Raw genomic sequence first — 18,420 nt, 5'->3', positions numbered from 1 at the left:
ATAACCTGAAAAAATACTTAAAATTCATTAAAAACAGCCCCCAAAGCATAGCGGGAGCTATTGGTTTGTTTCAAAGTAGTATAAATCGCCAAATAATAAGCCGTATTATTGGTTTTAAGCAACCACTGATTTTAGGTAAAACATAAATCTCTAAAAAGGAAATACCTTAAAATCAGGTGTATATCAATTTTGGTGGGTTTTATTAGAGTGTTGTGCAACGGTTACCGGTGTTGGCAGCTGTTATTTAATTTCCTTTTCTGTGAATTCGATAATTTCATAAACTATTTCAATCAATATTTGTAGTTTCATGCTTATATCCAATCCATTTAATTTAGACTCAATTGTATATCCTTTATAGGCAATCGGAAGGTGAGCAATGTCTTTCTTATTAAATCTCCAGAGAAAATCATGAGAAATTGAATTAACAACTAACCTCGTAAATTGATACCAATCTTTTGCCTCCATTATTTTGAGTTGCTTCGTTTCAGAGCAATAGGATTGAGTTAGTCGAAAAACTTCTTTTAGTAAATTTCGAGTTAGTGCTCGATTTGCATTACGTTTTGTTTCAACAGCTGCTTTATCCGACATCTTATTAAGATTTTCAATAAAATCGTTTAAAGATAAGTTGCCTTCTGGTAAAATTGTTTTAAGATTATTTAAATCACTCTTTCCTTTGTGAGCACTTTTTATGAATTCGTGCAAGCATACTTGTCCAAATATATCCCAAATTGCAGCATAAAGTAAGCTTTTTAAACTACTGGTTAATTCCTTTCTATTTTTATTGTTTCCTATCGCCATGTTCGTTGTTAATTGCTGCCAACTGCAAAGATAAAGTTCCGTTTCAATGAACATTATCGATTGTTGAACTAAATCGTTTTTTTCTGATAAAGTCAATAGCGTTTTTCTAAAAAAAATCACTTTAAAAAATAGTAATCTATATGATTGTAAATTCTAAATTACTTTTTATATTTGCAGCCATAAAATTCTAAAAGAGAGGAGGTTAAGACACTATGTTAAAAATTCCAGTTAAAGAAGGAGAAAATATAGATAGAGCACTAAAACGTTACAAACGCAAGTTTGTTAAAACAACGGTTAAAAAGCAGTTGCAAGAACGCAAGCAGTTTACTAAACCTTCTGTTGCTCGTAGGGTGCAAGTTCAAAAAGCACAATATATCCAAACATTAAGAGATGCAGAAGAAGTTTAGTAATTTGCTATAAATCTTAAAAAGAGGCTGTCTGAAAAGACAGTCTTTTTTATTGCAAATTTTTGAATTATTGCTTAACTTTAAGAATAAGCAGAAAAGTAGTTTTCAAGACCTATGACCAAGATCAGTTAAGTCTTTTACCGCCAAGTTATGATGATTTAGTTCCAGTTAATCATCCGGTTCGTTTGGTCAACACCATTATCGACCATGTTGACATTAGTGCCATAGAGCAAAGTTACAAAGGAGGCGGTACGTCAAGTTACCATGCACGTATGCTGCTCATGGTTATGATATATGCTTACTTGCGCAATTTATATTCTTCATAAAAAATAGAGCAAACTCTACATGAGAACATTCATTTTATCTGGCTCAGTGGACAAAGCAAACCCAACCACATGCAAAACGGGCAACTCAAACCCGCCTATAATGTTCAAGCTTCTACCAACAATCAATATCTTACCAATTACACAACAGGGCAAACCACCGCAGACACAACACTATTAATAGACCATATAGAAAACTACGACGAAAAACCAGAAACACTCACAGCAGATGCAGGTTATGGAAGCGAATAAAACTATACCGATTTATAAGATAAAGAGATTACAGCTTATGTGAAATACAATTACTTCCATAAGGAACAGCAAGACAGGAAAAAAGGAAGAATTAATATCTTCCATCCAGACCAATTACACTACAATAAAGAAATAGACACCTATTACTATCCCATGGGACAAGCGATGACCAATATTGGTAGTTATAAAAAGAAAACCAAAAATGATTTTGATCAAAAACTCCACAGGTACCAAGCCCAAAACGGCAACGGTTGCCCACTGAGGAGTCTTTGCCACAAATCAAAATACAACCGCATTATAGAACGTAATTATAACCTGATACGCTTAAAGGCTAAAGCCAGAACACAACTAACAAGTGAGCAAGGCATCGCCAAAAGAAAACAACGCTGCTGGGATGTAGAAGTTGTTTTTGGAAATATAAAGCAGAATAAGAATTTTAAAAGCTTCATGCTTAGAGGAATCAACAAGGTAAATGTTGAAAAAGGACTTATTGCCATGGCACACAACCTTAAAAAGTATAGCTTAGTTATCTAAACACACTTTTACCTTGTTAAATTTGAACCTTTTAACTCTAAAGTTCAAAATAAACGCCGAAACCCAAAAGTAAACCAAAAGAAAATCGCCTAAAAATTGCTTTTTAGACGACCTCTTTTTTGTGCGTTATTTTTTTCTCCCTTTTTTAGGCATTGGTCCTCTAAGGTGAATGACTAGTCCATTTAAAAAATTACGTAAAATTTGATCGCCGCATTCCATATATTTAGGATGGTCTTCCTTTCTAAAAAAAGCTCCGAGTTCACTTTTTGAAATTCTAAAATCTACAAGCTCTAAAATCTTTACTATCTCATCATCACGCAGTTTTAGAGCTACTCTTAATTTTTTTAAAATATCGTTATTTGTCATAATTCTTTTTATTGGGTATTTAGCCTATGCAGTTCATCGATTTTCATTCTTGGCGCAATCAAAACTAACGTTTAACCTGCTTCTGTAAAGATACTTTAAATGTTGGTTTTAAGAATAAGTTATTTTTACAAAAAATATTAATTTAACTACTTGATTGACAGTATTTTACACATGAGTTGGTTAGCTTGAATCATGATGTAATAAATGATAAGATGCAAATTATTTAGTTCAACAAAAGTGAATTATTGACGAAGTTGATGAAAATAACGATTAAATACCTACTGTTTTTCGATAAGTTACCTTATATCCACGATTATTTAATGACTCTTCTGTGTAACTTTATGTTGTAATTAATTTATCCCTAAAGAAAACCCTTAAGAATGGTAAATAGAGTAGAAAAACTAAGCCTTTTATCAGAAATGATTGCATTTGCTAAATATGATAAAGACATACGACGCATAGAGTATAATTTCTTACTTGGAGTAGCGAAACAATTAGATATTTCTCGTGAAGATTTTGAATATTTGTTAGAGAATCCTGTTACGTACACACATTTAAAATCACACAGTGAACGCATAGTTCAGTTTCATAGATTAGTTTTGTTGATGAACATTGAACAAGAGCATAATGAAGAAAATAATTCGGCAGGCGTTATCAAGTTATATAATTTTGGATTGAGAATGGGACTTAGTCATGAGTCTATTACTAAGGTTTTATATTTAATGGAAAGCTTTCCAAATAAGATTGTACCACCAGATGTTTTGATAGATATTTTCAAAACACAATACAATTAAAATTCATTTCATTTAGATCTTTCTAAAAGAATACAAATATTAGTGTTGATTATAATTTACATAAAGTAGATTACTGAAAAGCTAAAAGTTTATACTTTTAGCTTTTCTAATTTATTTTGGTAGTTTTTTATTTCGTCGCGTAATTTAGCAGCAATAATAAAGTCTAAGGCTTTTGCAGCGCCTTCCATAAGTTTTCGTTTTTCTCGAATTTTCTTCTCAAGTTCAGGTTTACTCAAGTACGCACTTTCTGGTTCAGCAGCTCTTAATGCTTCTAATTCATAACTGTAAGTACTAACCGAATTTTTTGATAAGGCATTATCTAAGCTTTTATTTAGAGCCGTTGGAATTATGTTGTGTTCCGTATTATAAGCTATTTGCTTTTCGCGTCTGTATTCAGTTTCATCAATCGTTTTTTGCATGCTTTTAGTAATTTTATCGGCATACATGATAGCTTTTCCATTTAAGTGTCTTGCTGCTCTACCTACCGTTTGCGTTAGAGAACGTGCAGAACGTAAAAAACCTTCTTTATCAGCATCTAAAATAGCTACTAATGACACTTCAGGTAAATCTAAACCTTCACGTAATAAGTTTACACCAACCAATACATCAAATAAACCTCTACGTAAATCTTGCATAATTTCAACGCGTTCTAACGTGTCTACATCACTGTGTATGTAGCGACACCGAATTTGAATTCTATCTAAATATTTAGTTAGCTCTTCTGCCATACGTTTGGTTAATGTAGTAACTAAAGTACGTTCGTCTTTTTCAATGCGTTGTTGTATTTCCTCAATTAAATCATCAATCTGGTTTAAACTTGGACGGACTTCAATAATTGGATCTAATAAACCGGTTGGTCGAATAACTTGCTCCACATATACACCGTCTGTTTTTTGTAATTCATAATCAGCAGGTGTGGCACTTACATAAATAACTTGGTTTTGAATGGCTTCAAATTCTTCAAATTTCAATGGTCTGTTATCCATAGCCGCTGGAAGCCTGAAACCATAGTCTACCAAATTCTCTTTTCTACTTCGGTCGCCTCCATACATGGCATGTACCTGAGAAATAGTGACATGACTTTCATCTACTACCATTAAATAATCATCTGGAAAATAATCCAATAAACAGAATGGACGCGTACCAGGAAGCCTACGATCCAAATAGCGCGAGTAGTTTTCAATACCAGAACAATAACCTAATTCACGTATCATTTCAAGGTCAAATTCAGTACGCTCTTTAAGGCGTTTTGCTTCTAAGTGTTTACCTATCTCTTTAAAATAATCATGTTGCTTTATTAAGTCATCTTGAATTTCTTTGATAGCACCTTGAAGAACATCTGGAGATGTTACAAACATGTTTGCTGGATAAATAGTGAGCTGGTCATATTTTTCTATGACTTTATTAGTTTGAATATTAAAGGCTTCAATGTCTTCGATTTCATCACCAAAAAAGTGAATTCTAAAAGCATCATCTGCATAGCTTGGAAAAATATCAACCGTATCTCCTTTTATTCTGAAATTTCCATGTTTAAAATCTGCTTCTGTTCTAGAATATAAACTTTGAACTAATTGATGCAGTAATTTTGTTCGAGAAATAACCTGACCTCGTTTTAGCAAAATCACATTTTTTTGAAACTCTACAGGATTTCCAATACCATATATGCAAGAAACAGAAGCGACTACTAATACATCTCTACGTCCAGAGAGCAAGGAAGATGTTGCGCTTAAACGCATTTTTTCTATTTCTTCATTTATAGATAAATCTTTTTCGATGTAAACTCCTGAAACAGGAATGTATGCTTCCGGTTGATAATAATCGTAATAGGATACAAAATACTCAACCGCATTATTAGGAAAAAACTGTTTAAATTCAGAATATAATTGGGCTGCTAATGTTTTATTGTGTGCTAAAACTAAGGTTGGTCTTTGAACATCTTCAATAACATTCGCAACTGTAAAAGTTTTACCAGATCCGGTAACACCAAGTAGGGTTTGGTATTTTTCATTTGAAGTAATACCATTAACAAGCTGTTTTATGGCTTGTGGTTGATCTCCAGTAGGATTAAATTCTGATTCAATTTTGAACTTCATATTCCTTTAAGTGCCTAAAGTAATTAAAGTGTCTAAATTACTTAAAGTTGATTGGAATTTGGAATTTTAGTATTGGAAATTTCTGTTTTATCGTTTTAAAGTGAAGTGACCAGAAAATTGTCTGCCATCTTCCAGGTAAACATGAAACCAATAATCATCCGAAGGTAATATAGCGCCGTTAAATGTGCCATCCCATCCTTCATATTGAACCAATAATTGTTTCATTAATTTGCCGTAACGATCATAAATTAGCACAGTACTATTAGGTTGAAAAATTTCATTCACACCTTGAATTCTCCATAAATCGTTTACGCCATCACCATTAGGCGTGAAGTATTTTGGATAGCCAATAACTGAAATATTTAAAGTTGATACACCACAAATAGCATCCTTCACATGTATGGTATAAAAACCTGCTCTAACATTGTCAAAGAATGGTTCGTCTTGATATACAATAAAAGTAGAACCTTCTTCTTGTAATGCATATTCATAATCACCCATACCTAAATTTGTAGTATCAATAGTTACAGAATTATTTTCTGAAAGGTCAACTATAGTCATATCTTTTTGAGTTATAGTTGCTAGTTCTGAAGCATCTACATAAATTTCTCTAGCGCTAGAACAACCTGTGCCATCCGTTTTGGAAAGTGTAATGGTATAAGTTCCTGGTGTTGAAATGGTGATTGTTCTATCATTTGAGATAAATTGATCGGTAGTTGTTCCGTCCAAACTTGTCCATAGCCATTCATAATCAAAAGTTTCAGAAGAATTGAATTCTAAAGGTTCTAGCTGAATTGAAAATGTAGGATCAGATGAACAAACTATACGAGGTGTTTCAACAGTAAAATCAGGTAATGGATTCACAACTAGATTAAAACTTGTCGATGCAACACAAAACCTATTATTAGGATTAACAACGTTAACCGTAATCGTTTGGTTTTCTGAATTAAGTGGATTTGGTAAACTTGACTGATTAAGTTGAAAACTACCATTTTCATCAAGATAATCGTAATAAATTTCCATTCCCGTTTGAGCACCAAAAATAGTGTTTGTAAATGTTGAAGTCTCAAAAGGGTAGAATCCATCATCGTCAATATCTCCAGCATCTCCATCGCATACTATTTGATCTGGTATTGGATTTGTAATGGGTTGTGCATCAACGGTAAAAGTTAATGTGGTTTCATCATAACAAGGGCCGTTGGGCGCAGAAGTTACATTATTAGTAACGCGGATAGTTATCGTTTGATTAGCTGTTAGGAATGGATTTGGTAACGGGCTTGGTAGTGCAGTTCCTAATTCATCAAAATATTCTACTATAACATCAGCAGGGTTTTGAGTTCCTAATACATCATTTTCGATTTGTGAGGTGTTAAATGGAAATTCACCATCATTATCATCATCACATTGTCTAGCAATACTTATTGAATTGACAACAGGTAAGGCTTCAACATTAAGCAGAATATGAGCACCTAAACCTAAACAGTCATTTGATATGGCGCTATCAACTCTAACATATATAAATTGAGACCCAGAATATCCAATATTTCTATAATTAGAAGGATCGGTAATTTCATTAATTTCTGCTAGTGCATCGGCTTCATTTCTATAGTATCTCGGTGGTAAAATATTTTGTCCAGAAGGAATAAAACTTATAATAGTTGCCGTTACACTACTAAAATCAAAGGATGCAATACCATCTCTGTCGTTATTATTTGCATTGTCATTTCCATTAATATCTAGAAAATCATCACATTGATTAAAAGTAGCTAAATAGGTGGGTGGTATAACCGTTGTTGAAACATTAAGTTGGATTTGTGATACAGAAGCACATCCAAATTGTGATTCTACTCGTGCCCAAACAGCATCAGAGCTAATTGTTCTGTTTACAAAAGTTGTTTGGTTATTGATATAATCAGAGCTGGTTATGTTCCCTAAAAGAGCCGCAGATTGAGTTAAGTAATAGGTGAAATTTTCATTTATAGCGTTTGAAAAATCTCATTATTAGCCTCAGTTAAATTAAAAGGGCTAAAGCCTAATGTGGAAAGGTCATCATCATCACATTGAATTAAAACTACAGGCGAGTTTACAATAGGTAATGGGTTAACCGTTAATTCAATTTCATTAGAATATAAACCACAACTGTTTCCGTTTCTATTAATTTGAACTCGGTATTTGTAAGTATTAAAAGTTAGTGGTGTATTTGTTAAATCTAGGTTTGCCGTTTGCGAATTATTGTAATTAGCATCATCTATTACTGAATTCCAATTAATACCATCATTACTTATTTCCCATTGATAACTTTCTGCGTCAGCTGAACCTATAGATATTGAAGTACTAGAAGCTTCACATACCTCGGTATCTGTTGGTTGTGTTGTAATAGAAAGTGGAGCAAAATCTAAATAATCAGCATTTGGTAAAGTGTAACCGTCACTCGCATTGTTAACTAGTCCTGATGTGTCTGTAGTTGCTGTATTATCACCTAAAATAGTATCACTGTTCCCATCTGAAAAACCAGCTTCAATAACATCACTGCATCCATCACCATCACTATCAGAATCTAAATATGTAAAAATAGAATCATTATCTAAATCATTTATTGTGTATCCAATTTCATTACTGTCAGGAGAAGTTTCCGCAGCATCGGCCCATCCATTAATGCCATAAGTCGGACCATCTTCAACACCATTTAAATCGGTGTCTGATAATATCCCTAATTGGCCCGTTTCTATCAAATCGGAAATACCATCATTATCACTGTCTAAGTCATAAAAATCTAAAACAGTATCATTATCGCTGTCTATTGGTAAATTTGAAATATCAAAAATATCGTCTAATCCATCTAGGTTTGCATCTATTGAAGATAAAGTTATAAGTGTTCCTTGGTTTTCAATATTATCTGGAATCCCGTCATTATCACTATCTAAATCGAATTCATCCTTAATGCCGTCTAAATCGTTGTCATTTTTAAAGCAGGTAAGAGATAATCCTCCAGTAAAAGTTGATGACGTAGTCCCGTTTTCTATTTTGTGTACAAATGAAAAACCATCTATTTGATTTGCAAAGAATTGATATGATATATTACCATTAGGAGCGGGATTAACTTTGAAATGAATTTCTGATCCTGAAATTTGAGTTATGCCAACTTCAAAAATACCATCAAAATTTGAATCGACTAATAAATGATCATCAGGGTCTATTAAGGTTATATTTTTGTTTACGGGGAGAATTCTGGCTATAAAAAATTCACCATCTATATTATTATTTGGGAGTGAAATAGTTTCTTCAAATTTAATATTCACAGGTTCTGTAAAAGAAACAGCATATAAATTTTCAGCATTTGTAGCATCTCCTAAAATACTTGTAAAACCGCCAGAACTATTTGCACTAAATATATTAGTATTTCCTGAACTATTAGATGCTACAAAGCTTCCATTCGAAATTGTATTGTTTCTGGTGTTATCTTGAAAAATTAATTCTGGCGAACTAAGGTTACTTATATTTAACGCAACATCACCTCTTGATTCAGTGCAATTTAAAATGCCATCATTATCATTATCAATGTCAATATTATCTATAATTCCGTCGTTATCTCTATCATCAGGACAAATACTTATAGGAACTTCAACAGATTCTAAAGTTTCTCCTGTACAGGTTATAATACCTATTAACTTGTACCTTGCGGCTATTGTTGGAGTAATTGTAGGGACATTTGAAGCTAAAATTTGAAAGCCAGAACCATCATCATAAAACCATTCATAACTATCAAAATTTTGAGCATTTGCAGCTTCGAGAGTTATGTTTGGAATACAGTTTCCTAAAGTTACAAATTGTGCATCAAAATTAATTTCTGGTGGAGAAGGGAACCCAGAATAAAAGCTACCAGAAGTAGCAGCACCGTTATAATTAAAATAAGCACAATATAATTCATCATTGCTTTGAACAGAAATATTTCCGTTAAGACCTTTTACTTTATAAGTTATATAATCTGGCTTGCCAGTTACTGTACTGGGTGCAACTGCGATTGGATTATTGTTAATGGTTACTGTTGCTCCAACTTTCGTAACAATTGAAATACCACCTTGATAATTAGTATTACCAATGTTATTTATGTTTGCAATATTATCTAGATTTCCTCGTGTTTCGCAACTTAAAGGCGGTACAAAAAACATACCTTGATTAGCTTCACTGGGAGAACCATTATTTCCTAATCCACCAATACCTTGATATGCAAATACTGGTTGAGATGTTTCAACGTATAAATTGCCATTTGAGTTATATTGATTCCCTTCAATTATTTCATAAGGAAAAGTAATCGGAATGGCAGCTCCGCCATTTATGCTAAAAGTTGTACCAGGTGTGTGGGGAACAAGTAGAATGTTTTCCCAAGCATTATCGCCATCACCTCTTACAAAAATATATTCTGTACCAACTTTACTTAAATCAACTATTTGATCGATACCGTAATCTCTTCCGCCACCAGTGCCAAAACTCCCGTTTGCAGAACCACAATTAACTACAATTGGTTTATCAGAACTAACTAAACAGCCAATTAAACCGTCTTGATTAACTGTTGTATCATCACTATTAGTTGCTATAGTGTAACTTTCTCCTTCATTTAAAGTTATATTTATTGGAGTTGCTCCAGTATAATTCTTTATAATTAATCCTGAAGGTAAGTTGCTAAAATTAACTTGTGTATTATCTTCTGTTGCCATTACAGAGACAAAATTTAAATAATTGCTTTGAGGATTTCCGTTTGTGTAGCTGCCTACTCTAAATGTAGTACCTAAAGCAGAAATGCCTTTGCTAACCAGTGCACCAGCTTGTGCACCACCACCAGCATTCATTCTAACGGAAACGTAAATAGGTGCCTCGGCTTCTATAATGTAGCCTCTATTATTTGTAATGACACTGGTTTGTGTTGATGGAATAAATAATTGCCCATTACCAGTGCCAACTGATATTTGCTGCGGTGTGGCATTTGAAACTGTTCCAGTAATATAGCTTGTGGTTGGTTGGCCCACAGGTGTTATGGTATATGGAATGCTGGAATTGCTAGGAGTGGATAAATAAATATGTTGATCTTCCACATTAGCATTTCCAAAGGCAGCACTTGTTAATGGCGGGATATAATGCTTTTTACTTAGTTGAGAAAAGCCTTTAAAACTGAGAAGTATTGTAAGAACAAATAAAAAAAATTTTATAAGATGATTCTTGGGCATTTCTTTGAGATAAGTAATAATTTAAATGTTTTTATTGAAAACTAAAATATGACATTTAATATTATTGGACTTATAAAACCTTTCAAGGTTTAATTTTGAAGGTTAAAATACCAAAGAATTATTTATGTGTTGTAAACGAAAGCTTATCTTTTTAAAGCAAAATGACCTCTAATATTGAAAGACTCCCCGTTTTGAACAATATCAGCTGAAAACCAATAATCATCTGAGGGCATATTTTGTCCATTATATGTGCCATCCCAACCGTTAGAATAATGAGGAAGCGTTTTAATTAATTTGCCATGTCTGTTATAAATATAGACTACAGTTCCAGGTAATTGATTGGCTCCAACGATATGCCACGTGTCATAAGCATTATCATTATTTGGTGTTACAAATTTTGGAATATCAAACACAAAAACGTCTTTAGAAATGTCCATACAGCCATTTAAATCTCTTACGGTAACAATATGTGGTCCAAAGGAAACAGCTTCAAAAATATTTGAGCTTTGAGGTTCACCGCTATCTAAAATAAAAACATAATCTCCAATTCTAGAGATGTCAATTTCCACTGTAATTCTGTTAGGATCAGCAAAATTAACTGTTGGTGTAAAATTAATTATGGCTTCATCTGAAGGGATAACATTAAAATTGTGTGTGTAAGAACAATCATTACCAATTAGGTTTGGTCTTGTTACGGTTATAGAATATGTGCCAGGACTAGTTGGCGGAATTACAATATCACTTGTAGTCGCTCCAGTAGACCATAGGTAAGTATCTCCTGCAACTCCTGTATCCGCAGTAACTGTTACAGGTTGGTTATTACATAAAGGTACAATTTCATTTATTGGAATAACAGGTAGTGGGTTTACACGAATGTTAAATTGTGTAACATCAAAACACCCCGAATTGTTATTTTCAAGTCTAGCATATATAGTGTCGCCATTAACAGCAGAATATATATTAGGGAAAGCATCAGTTTCATTTTCGGCAGTATTTAAACTACCATAAAATGTTATAGAATAATTAGAAGGGTTTAAACCGCCTAAAATGATATTGTTATTATCTCTTAAATCAAAATTTTGATTCCCATCATAATCGTTATCACATGCTATTAAATCTGGAGGTGTATTTGCAATTGGATTTTGATTTATTTGTAAAACAAACGAAGGTGCAAAATAGCATCCAGTGGTTATATCTGAAACCCTAACAAAGATGGTATGGCTGTTAGCCGTATAGTTAAAAATGTTGTTTATTGATGATAGGTTATCATCAGCATCACTTTGTGTATTGTGGTATGATATGTTAACTAACATAGGGTCGTCAACAATCATACTATCAACTTGTGATAAATCATAAGTGTCAGTATCATTATCACAAATCTGTATGGTGCCTAAAGCATTTGTAGCAGGTGGTAAATTCACTCTCAGTTCTAAAGGTATAGCGGTGTAACATCCTGTTAATGTATTAGCGACTTTAATGAAAATCGTTTTTGCATTTGAATTGAAACTAGATGGATTTGAAATTTCATTTGAATTATCTAAACCATCATTAGGATTTATATCAGCCAAGTTTTCAAAATAGTTGACTATAAGATTGCTTTGAACTCTATCTAGAATTTGAAAATCTGCCGTTGTTAAGTCAAAATTTGTGAAGCCATCATAATCTTCATCACAACTAGTTAGTGCAGATGCGTCAGTAATATCAGGAGTTGCAATAATGTTTATTCCAAGTTCTTCAATAATGTAACATAATGAATCATCACTTTCAATTCTTATGTAAATACTCTGAGGGTTAGAAACATTAGTATAGGTTGAAGGTAATGGGTTTGAATTTGTATCAGCTTCTTGTGTTGATAAGTGGAATGAAATATTAAGCATATCAGGAGAACCTGTACTTATCTCTGTAGCTTTTTCATCAAGATTAAAATCATGTAAACCATCGTTACTGTCATCATCACAAATTAAATAATCTATTACAGGATTATAAATTGGGTCTGGTGATACTTGTAAAATGAAAGATTCACTTCCGAAGCAGGTTGGGTCAGTACTATTTTCAACTCTAATATAAATGGTTTGTGGACTTGTTGTATTTTGATAAATACTATTTTTATCAATTGGAATTGTGAAAGCAGCATCTTCAAAATAAAATACTTCTTTACCTGTTTGCCCGTTAAGAATTTCAGCATCTTTATCAACTAATAAAAAATCTGCAACATTGGTGCCATCATTCTTGCAAATTTGGAAATTACTTATAGTAGGAAATACTGGTAATGTATTTACTATAACTTCAAATGAGCTTATGGAATAACAACCTGTGCCACTTAAAGCATCTTCAAAACGAATATAAATAGTTTGTGTATTTGTATTGTAAGCATTTCTATCTGTTACAAGAATTGGATTTACGTTATTATCTGCATCGTCAAATGATGTGAAAACATCAATATTTAAACCCGTTCTACTTGGAACAACTTCATCAATTTTGGTTTCAAGATTTATTATTGAAAAACCGTCTTGATCATCATCACAAATAATTTCATCTACCGCTTGATTAGTAGTAGGTGCAACTAACACTTCAATTTGAAAAGGATTGACTGTAGAACAGCCAGAGTCTATACTTTCAAGACGGGCATAAAGTGTTTCAACAGGGTTGGTATTGCTGTAAAATGGCGGTAATTGATTTGCCGTATTATTACTTAGAGCATCTGCATTTGTTGGAAAATAAGAAACTGTAAAATTGGTATTTCCTCCAGTAATAATATCATCTAAAGATTGTAAATCTATGCTCGCTATGCCATCATCATCATCATCACAATAGGGTAATGTAATATTTGCAAATAGTATTATTGGGTTAACTAATAATGTAATTTCTGTGTTCTCAATACAGCCACCATCCTCTATTCTAATATATAATACTTGAGGACTTACAGCCGCGTAGGGTGTTGTCTGATCTAATACGTTTACACCATTATCTCTATCGTCTTCAGTTTCGTAAAAAGCAACTGTTATTGAGTTGGGTAAATAGTTGGCAATAAATGTTTCAACAGTGTTTAAATCAAAATTTAAGGTATCCGTACTATTATCATTAGTATCACAAAGGGCAAAATCCCCAGTATCTGTTCCTGTTAGTAGTAAGTTGGTATGAATTTCAAAAGGGACTATGGTAGCGCAACCCGTAGAATCGTCTACTACTCTTAAATAAATGGTTGCAGAACCAGGTTCAATAACCGCATTAGTATATTGATAATTGGTTTCATCTGCTATGACGTTAATATTCATATCTGCATCATCAAACGTGGCATGAAATGTTGTTGAAACTCCAGTTAACCCATTTAAAATATCGCTAATCACTTGGGTTAAATCAAAAGCAGCAGCTCCATCTAAATCTCTATCACAAGCATCAAGAAATTGTGTATCTCTGTTAACTATTGGACTAACTGTTATTACAACATCTAAAGTAGTAGTTATAACACATCCAGTTGCAGTATCTACAATTCTAACATATATTAATTCGTTAGGCGTATTTGTATTTATGTATGGTGAAGGTATAGGGTTATTTCCTGTACTAACATCCAATGGGTTGTAATGATAAGTGACAATTAAATTGGTTTGACCAGATGTAATTTCATCATCTTTTTGAGTTAAATCGATATTGGCATAACCATCTGGATTGTCATCACCATCACAAACTTCCAAAGGTGTTGGGTTTACTATATTAGGTAGGGCATTAACAACTAAATTAAAAGTAGTAAACGAAAAACAATTACTATCTAAATCTTGAACCCTAACAAAAATGGGTTGTGGATTTAGAGTATTAGCAATAGGAGTAGTTATAGGGTTTATATTGAGTCTAGCATCACTATCAGATAAATGATAACTAAACATGTAATTCGTAAACGGGATATTTGCTAAAACTTCGGAGTCTTTAGTTACGAGGTCAAAAATTTCTATTCCATCACCACTTGGATCATCACATAATTCATAATCAGTTACAGGATCCATAGGTTCTTCGGTGTTAAGAACGACGGTAATTTCATCAGTTTCTACACAAGTAGTTCCATTAACTGGAACGCCAACTTCAACTTGGTATGTACCATCTTGAACAGCTATATATGTTGCGCTTATTGCCCCCGCAATTAAAATACCATTTCTATACCAAGCGTAAGAAGCAAGAGGATTCTGCAAATCAGCGTCCAATGTTACTGAACTGGCACAAGTGGTAATATCATCTCCTAAATCTAAAATTCTAAAACTATCACCTTCAATAAAAACGGCGGAGTCAAAAGTACCGTCAGTTTGATCAGCGATTATTAATTTGATATGATAAGTAACATTTGGTAAAATACTGCCAGAAGCTGTTAAAACGGTTGTTCTTCCATTATAATTTGTGTCTCCAATATTATAACCGTCAAAATATTGATCGTTTTGTGCAGGACAAACACCAAAAATCTCATCATGAATAGTGTTTGTGTTTACTGGTGTTGAGGTACCAGGTATTAATGCTATATTTTGATATGGATTTGTTGTTCCTGCTACTCGAATTAAAAAAACGAAACCATCCGAAAATTGACAAGGATTAATACCAAAGTATTCTTCAGAAGCTAATAAATAGTTAAATTGAAATTGATTTGAAATTGAGACAAAGTCAAATTCTATTGATGTTGCGTTAACCGTATTAGTAATTCCTAAAGCAGCTTCTAAATCAGTATCGGTTCCCCATGTTGTAGACCCTTCGCTAAGCGTTGGAGTTACAGTAGAATTACCACCAGAAGCAGCACCGCCTGTAGAAAGCATGATACCATTTGCAAACGGGAAATTAGAACCTGCTCTTTCAAAATAGGCATAACTTGAAAAGCCATTAGCATTACCATTAACTTGAGAGCTTATATTTGTAATGTCAACACAACCATCTACTAGATTGTTTTGTATTAATGATTGTAAACCAACAGAATCATCTACTGATATTTGCTGTGAAAACAAATAATTACTACAAAAAAATAGTGTAAATAAGATGAAGTAAATAAATCTCATAACATGCAGGTGTTTTCTATTTGGTTTTTATTTCGTAAAATAATACCATTAGCTGGGGCTAATAATGGACGAAAAATAAACATTTTTCAGATGAAACGCAAAAAAAATCGGTTAAAACGCATTTATTTAATTTTTTCGACTTGAGCATTTAATTCTTAAGTGTAAAATGATTTTTAAATATTCTACCATCTTGCAATTTAACTGAGAACCAATAATCATCACTTGGTAATTTTTGTCCATTAAAAAATCCATTCCAACCTTCTCCCAAAGGATTCAATTCTTTGATTAGTTTACCAAATCTATTAAAAATCTGGATTTTTGTGTTTGGTTGAAACATACTAGATACTCCGTAAATATTCCAAATATCATTTACACCATCATTATTAGGTGTAAAAAACTTAGGAAATCCAATAACCGAAACATTTTCATCTACAATACCACAATTATTTTTAATATCCCTAACAGAAACATTATAGATACCAGGAAACACATTTTCGAATATATTACTATCCTGGTAAGACTGTATAATGTTGTTGTTTTCATCTATTAAACTATACTGATAAATACCTTCTCCTGTAACAAAAACTGTTATGGAATTATTTTGAGATATATCTTTCACATCAAAAGCCAGTATCTCAAAAGTAGCAATATTTGAAGGTTCTACTGTAATTTTTCGTTCTTTAGCACAATTATTACTATTAGTTACAGTAACTGTGTAAACCCCAGGTGTATTTATTTGAATTTCATAAGTACTATCTCCGCTAGACCAATTGTATGAATAATTATTTGGATCATCATTTAATACAGCAGCATCAATTCCTATGGTGCTTGGAAAATCATTCAAACAATAATAAAACAAATCTTCAATTGGAACATCTGGTAATGCAAATACATAAAGAAAAACTTCACTTATTCCGTAGCACTCATTCGCATTTTCAACACGAGCGTAAATGGTTTGTGAATAAGGATTGGTGTTTGTAAATGTTGAATTTAATGGATTTTGCTCTAACACCGCATCATTATATGTTGCATAATACACTATATCTAACCCGGCAGGTAAGCCATTTACAACAGCATTATTAGCATCATTTAAATCGAAAAGATGAAGCCCATCTTCTATACCATCATCATCACAATTAGTTAGAAAGGTATTTATTGAATCGGTTACGCTTACATCTAGTGTTAATAAAGAATTTGCAACGCAACTAGTAATATCATTGATAACTTCAACATAAATAGTTTGTGGGTTTATAGTGTTGTTAAAAGCATCTCCATCCACTTCGGTAGTTCTTGCCGTATCAATGTAAAATTTTGTGGATCTATCTGCAATGTCGCCTGTTAATTCATTGTTGGCTTGATTAAGATTAAATGTGGTTAAACCATTGGCTAAACCATCTTCATCACATTGTATTAAAGTTGAATTAAAAGCATCTGGAGCCTCATTTACTTGTAGGTTTAAGGTTGTAAAACTTCTGCAATTTTGGTTGGTGGCGTCTTCAATTCTAACAAAAATTTGTTCATTAAATGGGTTTGCATTGTAATATGAATTAGGAAGTGCTCCCGTATTATTTTCAGCATTTAAACTTGATGTGTAATAAAGTACATTAAAATCTGCTGGATTTTGTCCATCTAGAATTTCATTGTTTTTAGAGGTTAAGTCAAAAACAACACGTCCGTTTTTATCATTACCATCATTTAAATTATCGCATAAAATATAGTCTGTGGGTGCTACAAAATTAGGGCCCAGACTAACATTTAACTCAAAATCTGTTAATTCAAAACATCCAGTAGAGTTATTCGTAATTCTGGTATAAATGATTTGAGGGTTTGTAATATTTATGTAAGGACTTACTAATGGGTTAATACTAATATTAGCATCACTTGCAGATTCATGGTATGTAACTGTAACATTGGTTTGAGTTCCGATTATACTAGCCGTATTGTCTGATAAATTAAAATCTGCAAATCCATCAGAAAAAGGTGCAAGGTCATCACATTTTTCAAAATCTAAGGCGGCTCCAGATGTACCAGATTCATCACTTGGAGGTTCAGAAAATGAAGCAGTACCAGTCCATTCTAAACTAAACGGGCTGTTACCAACAGGTCTATCAATAACAATAAAATAAGTATCGCCAGCATTTACATTCAGCCATCTTACAAAGCTATTACCATTTGGTCCAGGACCTTCAGAGGTATCTGTTTCAGTTCCATTCATGCCTGTTAAATTGTTGCTTAATCCAGCATTAGATGGGTTTGTTGTAGAACATCTAAGAGCCTGCCCAATGCTCCCACATGAAACATTTGGTCCGAACACAAAGAAATCATAATCTTCATTTATATTTGTGCTATTTGGTGATAAAGTAAATCCTAAGGTACCACTAGAAATAGTGGTTACACTAAGCCAAATACTATTGTTTTCCTGACTAGAACACGTGTTTGAACCATTTAATTCTTGAATTCCAATACCACTTACATCTAGAGTGACATCAGCGTTTCCACAAGCAATAACGGCATTAACGCAATCTGTAGGTTCTTGACTTAAGATATGACTTGAACACAGTGAAAACGTAAAGATTAAACAAACTTTCAGGACGTATTTCAATA

Annotated in this window: 10 protein-coding genes and 1 pseudogene; 4 read left to right on the top strand and 7 right to left on the bottom strand. The window is 32.9% G+C overall.

Annotation, left to right across the window (positions count from 1 at the left end; all coding sequences use genetic code 11):
- Positions 1-240: 240 nt before the first annotated feature.
- Positions 241-894: a hypothetical protein gene (locus tag AAC024_RS05925; RefSeq protein ID WP_339894286.1), complete on the bottom strand. Its 654-nt coding sequence runs from the start codon at positions 892-894 to the stop codon at positions 241-243.
- A 116-nt stretch (positions 895-1,010) separates the two neighbouring features.
- On the opposite strand from AAC024_RS05925, the gene rpsU reads away from it, so the two are divergent.
- Positions 1,011-1,205: a 30S ribosomal protein S21 gene (gene rpsU / locus AAC024_RS05920; protein WP_339894285.1), complete on the top strand. Its 195-nt coding sequence runs from the start codon at positions 1,011-1,013 to the stop codon at positions 1,203-1,205.
- Positions 1,206-1,291: 86 nt separating this feature from the next.
- Positions 1,292-2,314 (top strand): annotated as a pseudogene (locus tag AAC024_RS05915) (transposase).
- A gap of 126 nt (positions 2,315-2,440) precedes the next feature.
- Here AAC024_RS05915 and AAC024_RS05910 read toward each other — a convergent pair.
- The gene (locus AAC024_RS05910; RefSeq protein WP_339894284.1) at positions 2,441-2,680 is read right to left on the bottom strand and encodes a DUF1456 family protein; all 240 of its coding nucleotides are present in this window, start codon (positions 2,678-2,680) and stop codon (positions 2,441-2,443) included.
- Positions 2,681-3,060: 380 nt separating this feature from the next.
- On the opposite strand from AAC024_RS05910, the gene AAC024_RS05905 reads away from it, so the two are divergent.
- Positions 3,061-3,474: a TerB family tellurite resistance protein gene (locus AAC024_RS05905; RefSeq protein WP_339894283.1), complete on the top strand. Its 414-nt coding sequence runs from the start codon at positions 3,061-3,063 to the stop codon at positions 3,472-3,474.
- Positions 3,475-3,563: 89 nt separating this feature from the next.
- On the opposite strand, the gene uvrB is transcribed toward AAC024_RS05905, so the two are convergent.
- Both uvrB and AAC024_RS05895 read right to left on the bottom strand, forming a co-directional pair.
- Positions 3,564-5,567, bottom strand: a complete 2,004-nt coding sequence (uvrB, locus tag AAC024_RS05900; RefSeq protein WP_339894282.1) for an excinuclease ABC subunit UvrB — start codon at positions 5,565-5,567, stop codon at positions 3,564-3,566.
- Positions 5,568-5,654: 87 nt separating this feature from the next.
- Positions 5,655-6,590, bottom strand: coding sequence for a T9SS type B sorting domain-containing protein (locus tag AAC024_RS05895; RefSeq protein ID WP_339894281.1), 936 nt, complete (start codon positions 6,588-6,590; stop codon positions 5,655-5,657).
- 751 nt (positions 6,591-7,341) lie between these two features.
- Here AAC024_RS05895 and AAC024_RS05890 point away from each other — a divergent pair.
- Entirely contained in the window at positions 7,342-7,479 is a 138-nt protein-coding gene (locus AAC024_RS05890; RefSeq protein ID WP_339894280.1) for a hypothetical protein, read from the top strand.
- A 64-nt stretch (positions 7,480-7,543) separates the two neighbouring features.
- Here AAC024_RS05890 and AAC024_RS05885 read toward each other — a convergent pair whose 3' ends face one another.
- From AAC024_RS05885 to AAC024_RS05875, 3 genes are all read right to left on the bottom strand, one after another.
- Complete coding sequence (locus tag AAC024_RS05885) at positions 7,544-10,789, bottom strand: hypothetical protein (RefSeq protein WP_339894279.1); 3,246 nt, start codon at positions 10,787-10,789, stop codon at positions 7,544-7,546.
- Between the two features lie 143 nt (positions 10,790-10,932).
- Entirely contained in the window at positions 10,933-15,816 is a 4,884-nt protein-coding gene (locus tag AAC024_RS05880) for a choice-of-anchor L domain-containing protein (RefSeq protein ID WP_339894278.1), read from the bottom strand.
- A gap of 148 nt (positions 15,817-15,964) precedes the next feature.
- Positions 15,965-18,418, bottom strand: a complete 2,454-nt coding sequence (locus tag AAC024_RS05875; protein WP_339894277.1) for a T9SS type B sorting domain-containing protein — start codon at positions 18,416-18,418, stop codon at positions 15,965-15,967.
- Positions 18,419-18,420: the final 2 nt, after the last annotated feature.

It is taken from the genome of uncultured Algibacter sp. (genome assembly GCF_963976535.1).
GTDB lineage: Bacteria > Bacteroidota > Bacteroidia > Flavobacteriales > Flavobacteriaceae > Algibacter_B.
The sequence above is the reverse complement of the archived record's forward strand: the minus strand, read 5'-3'. Positions and strand labels throughout refer to the sequence as shown.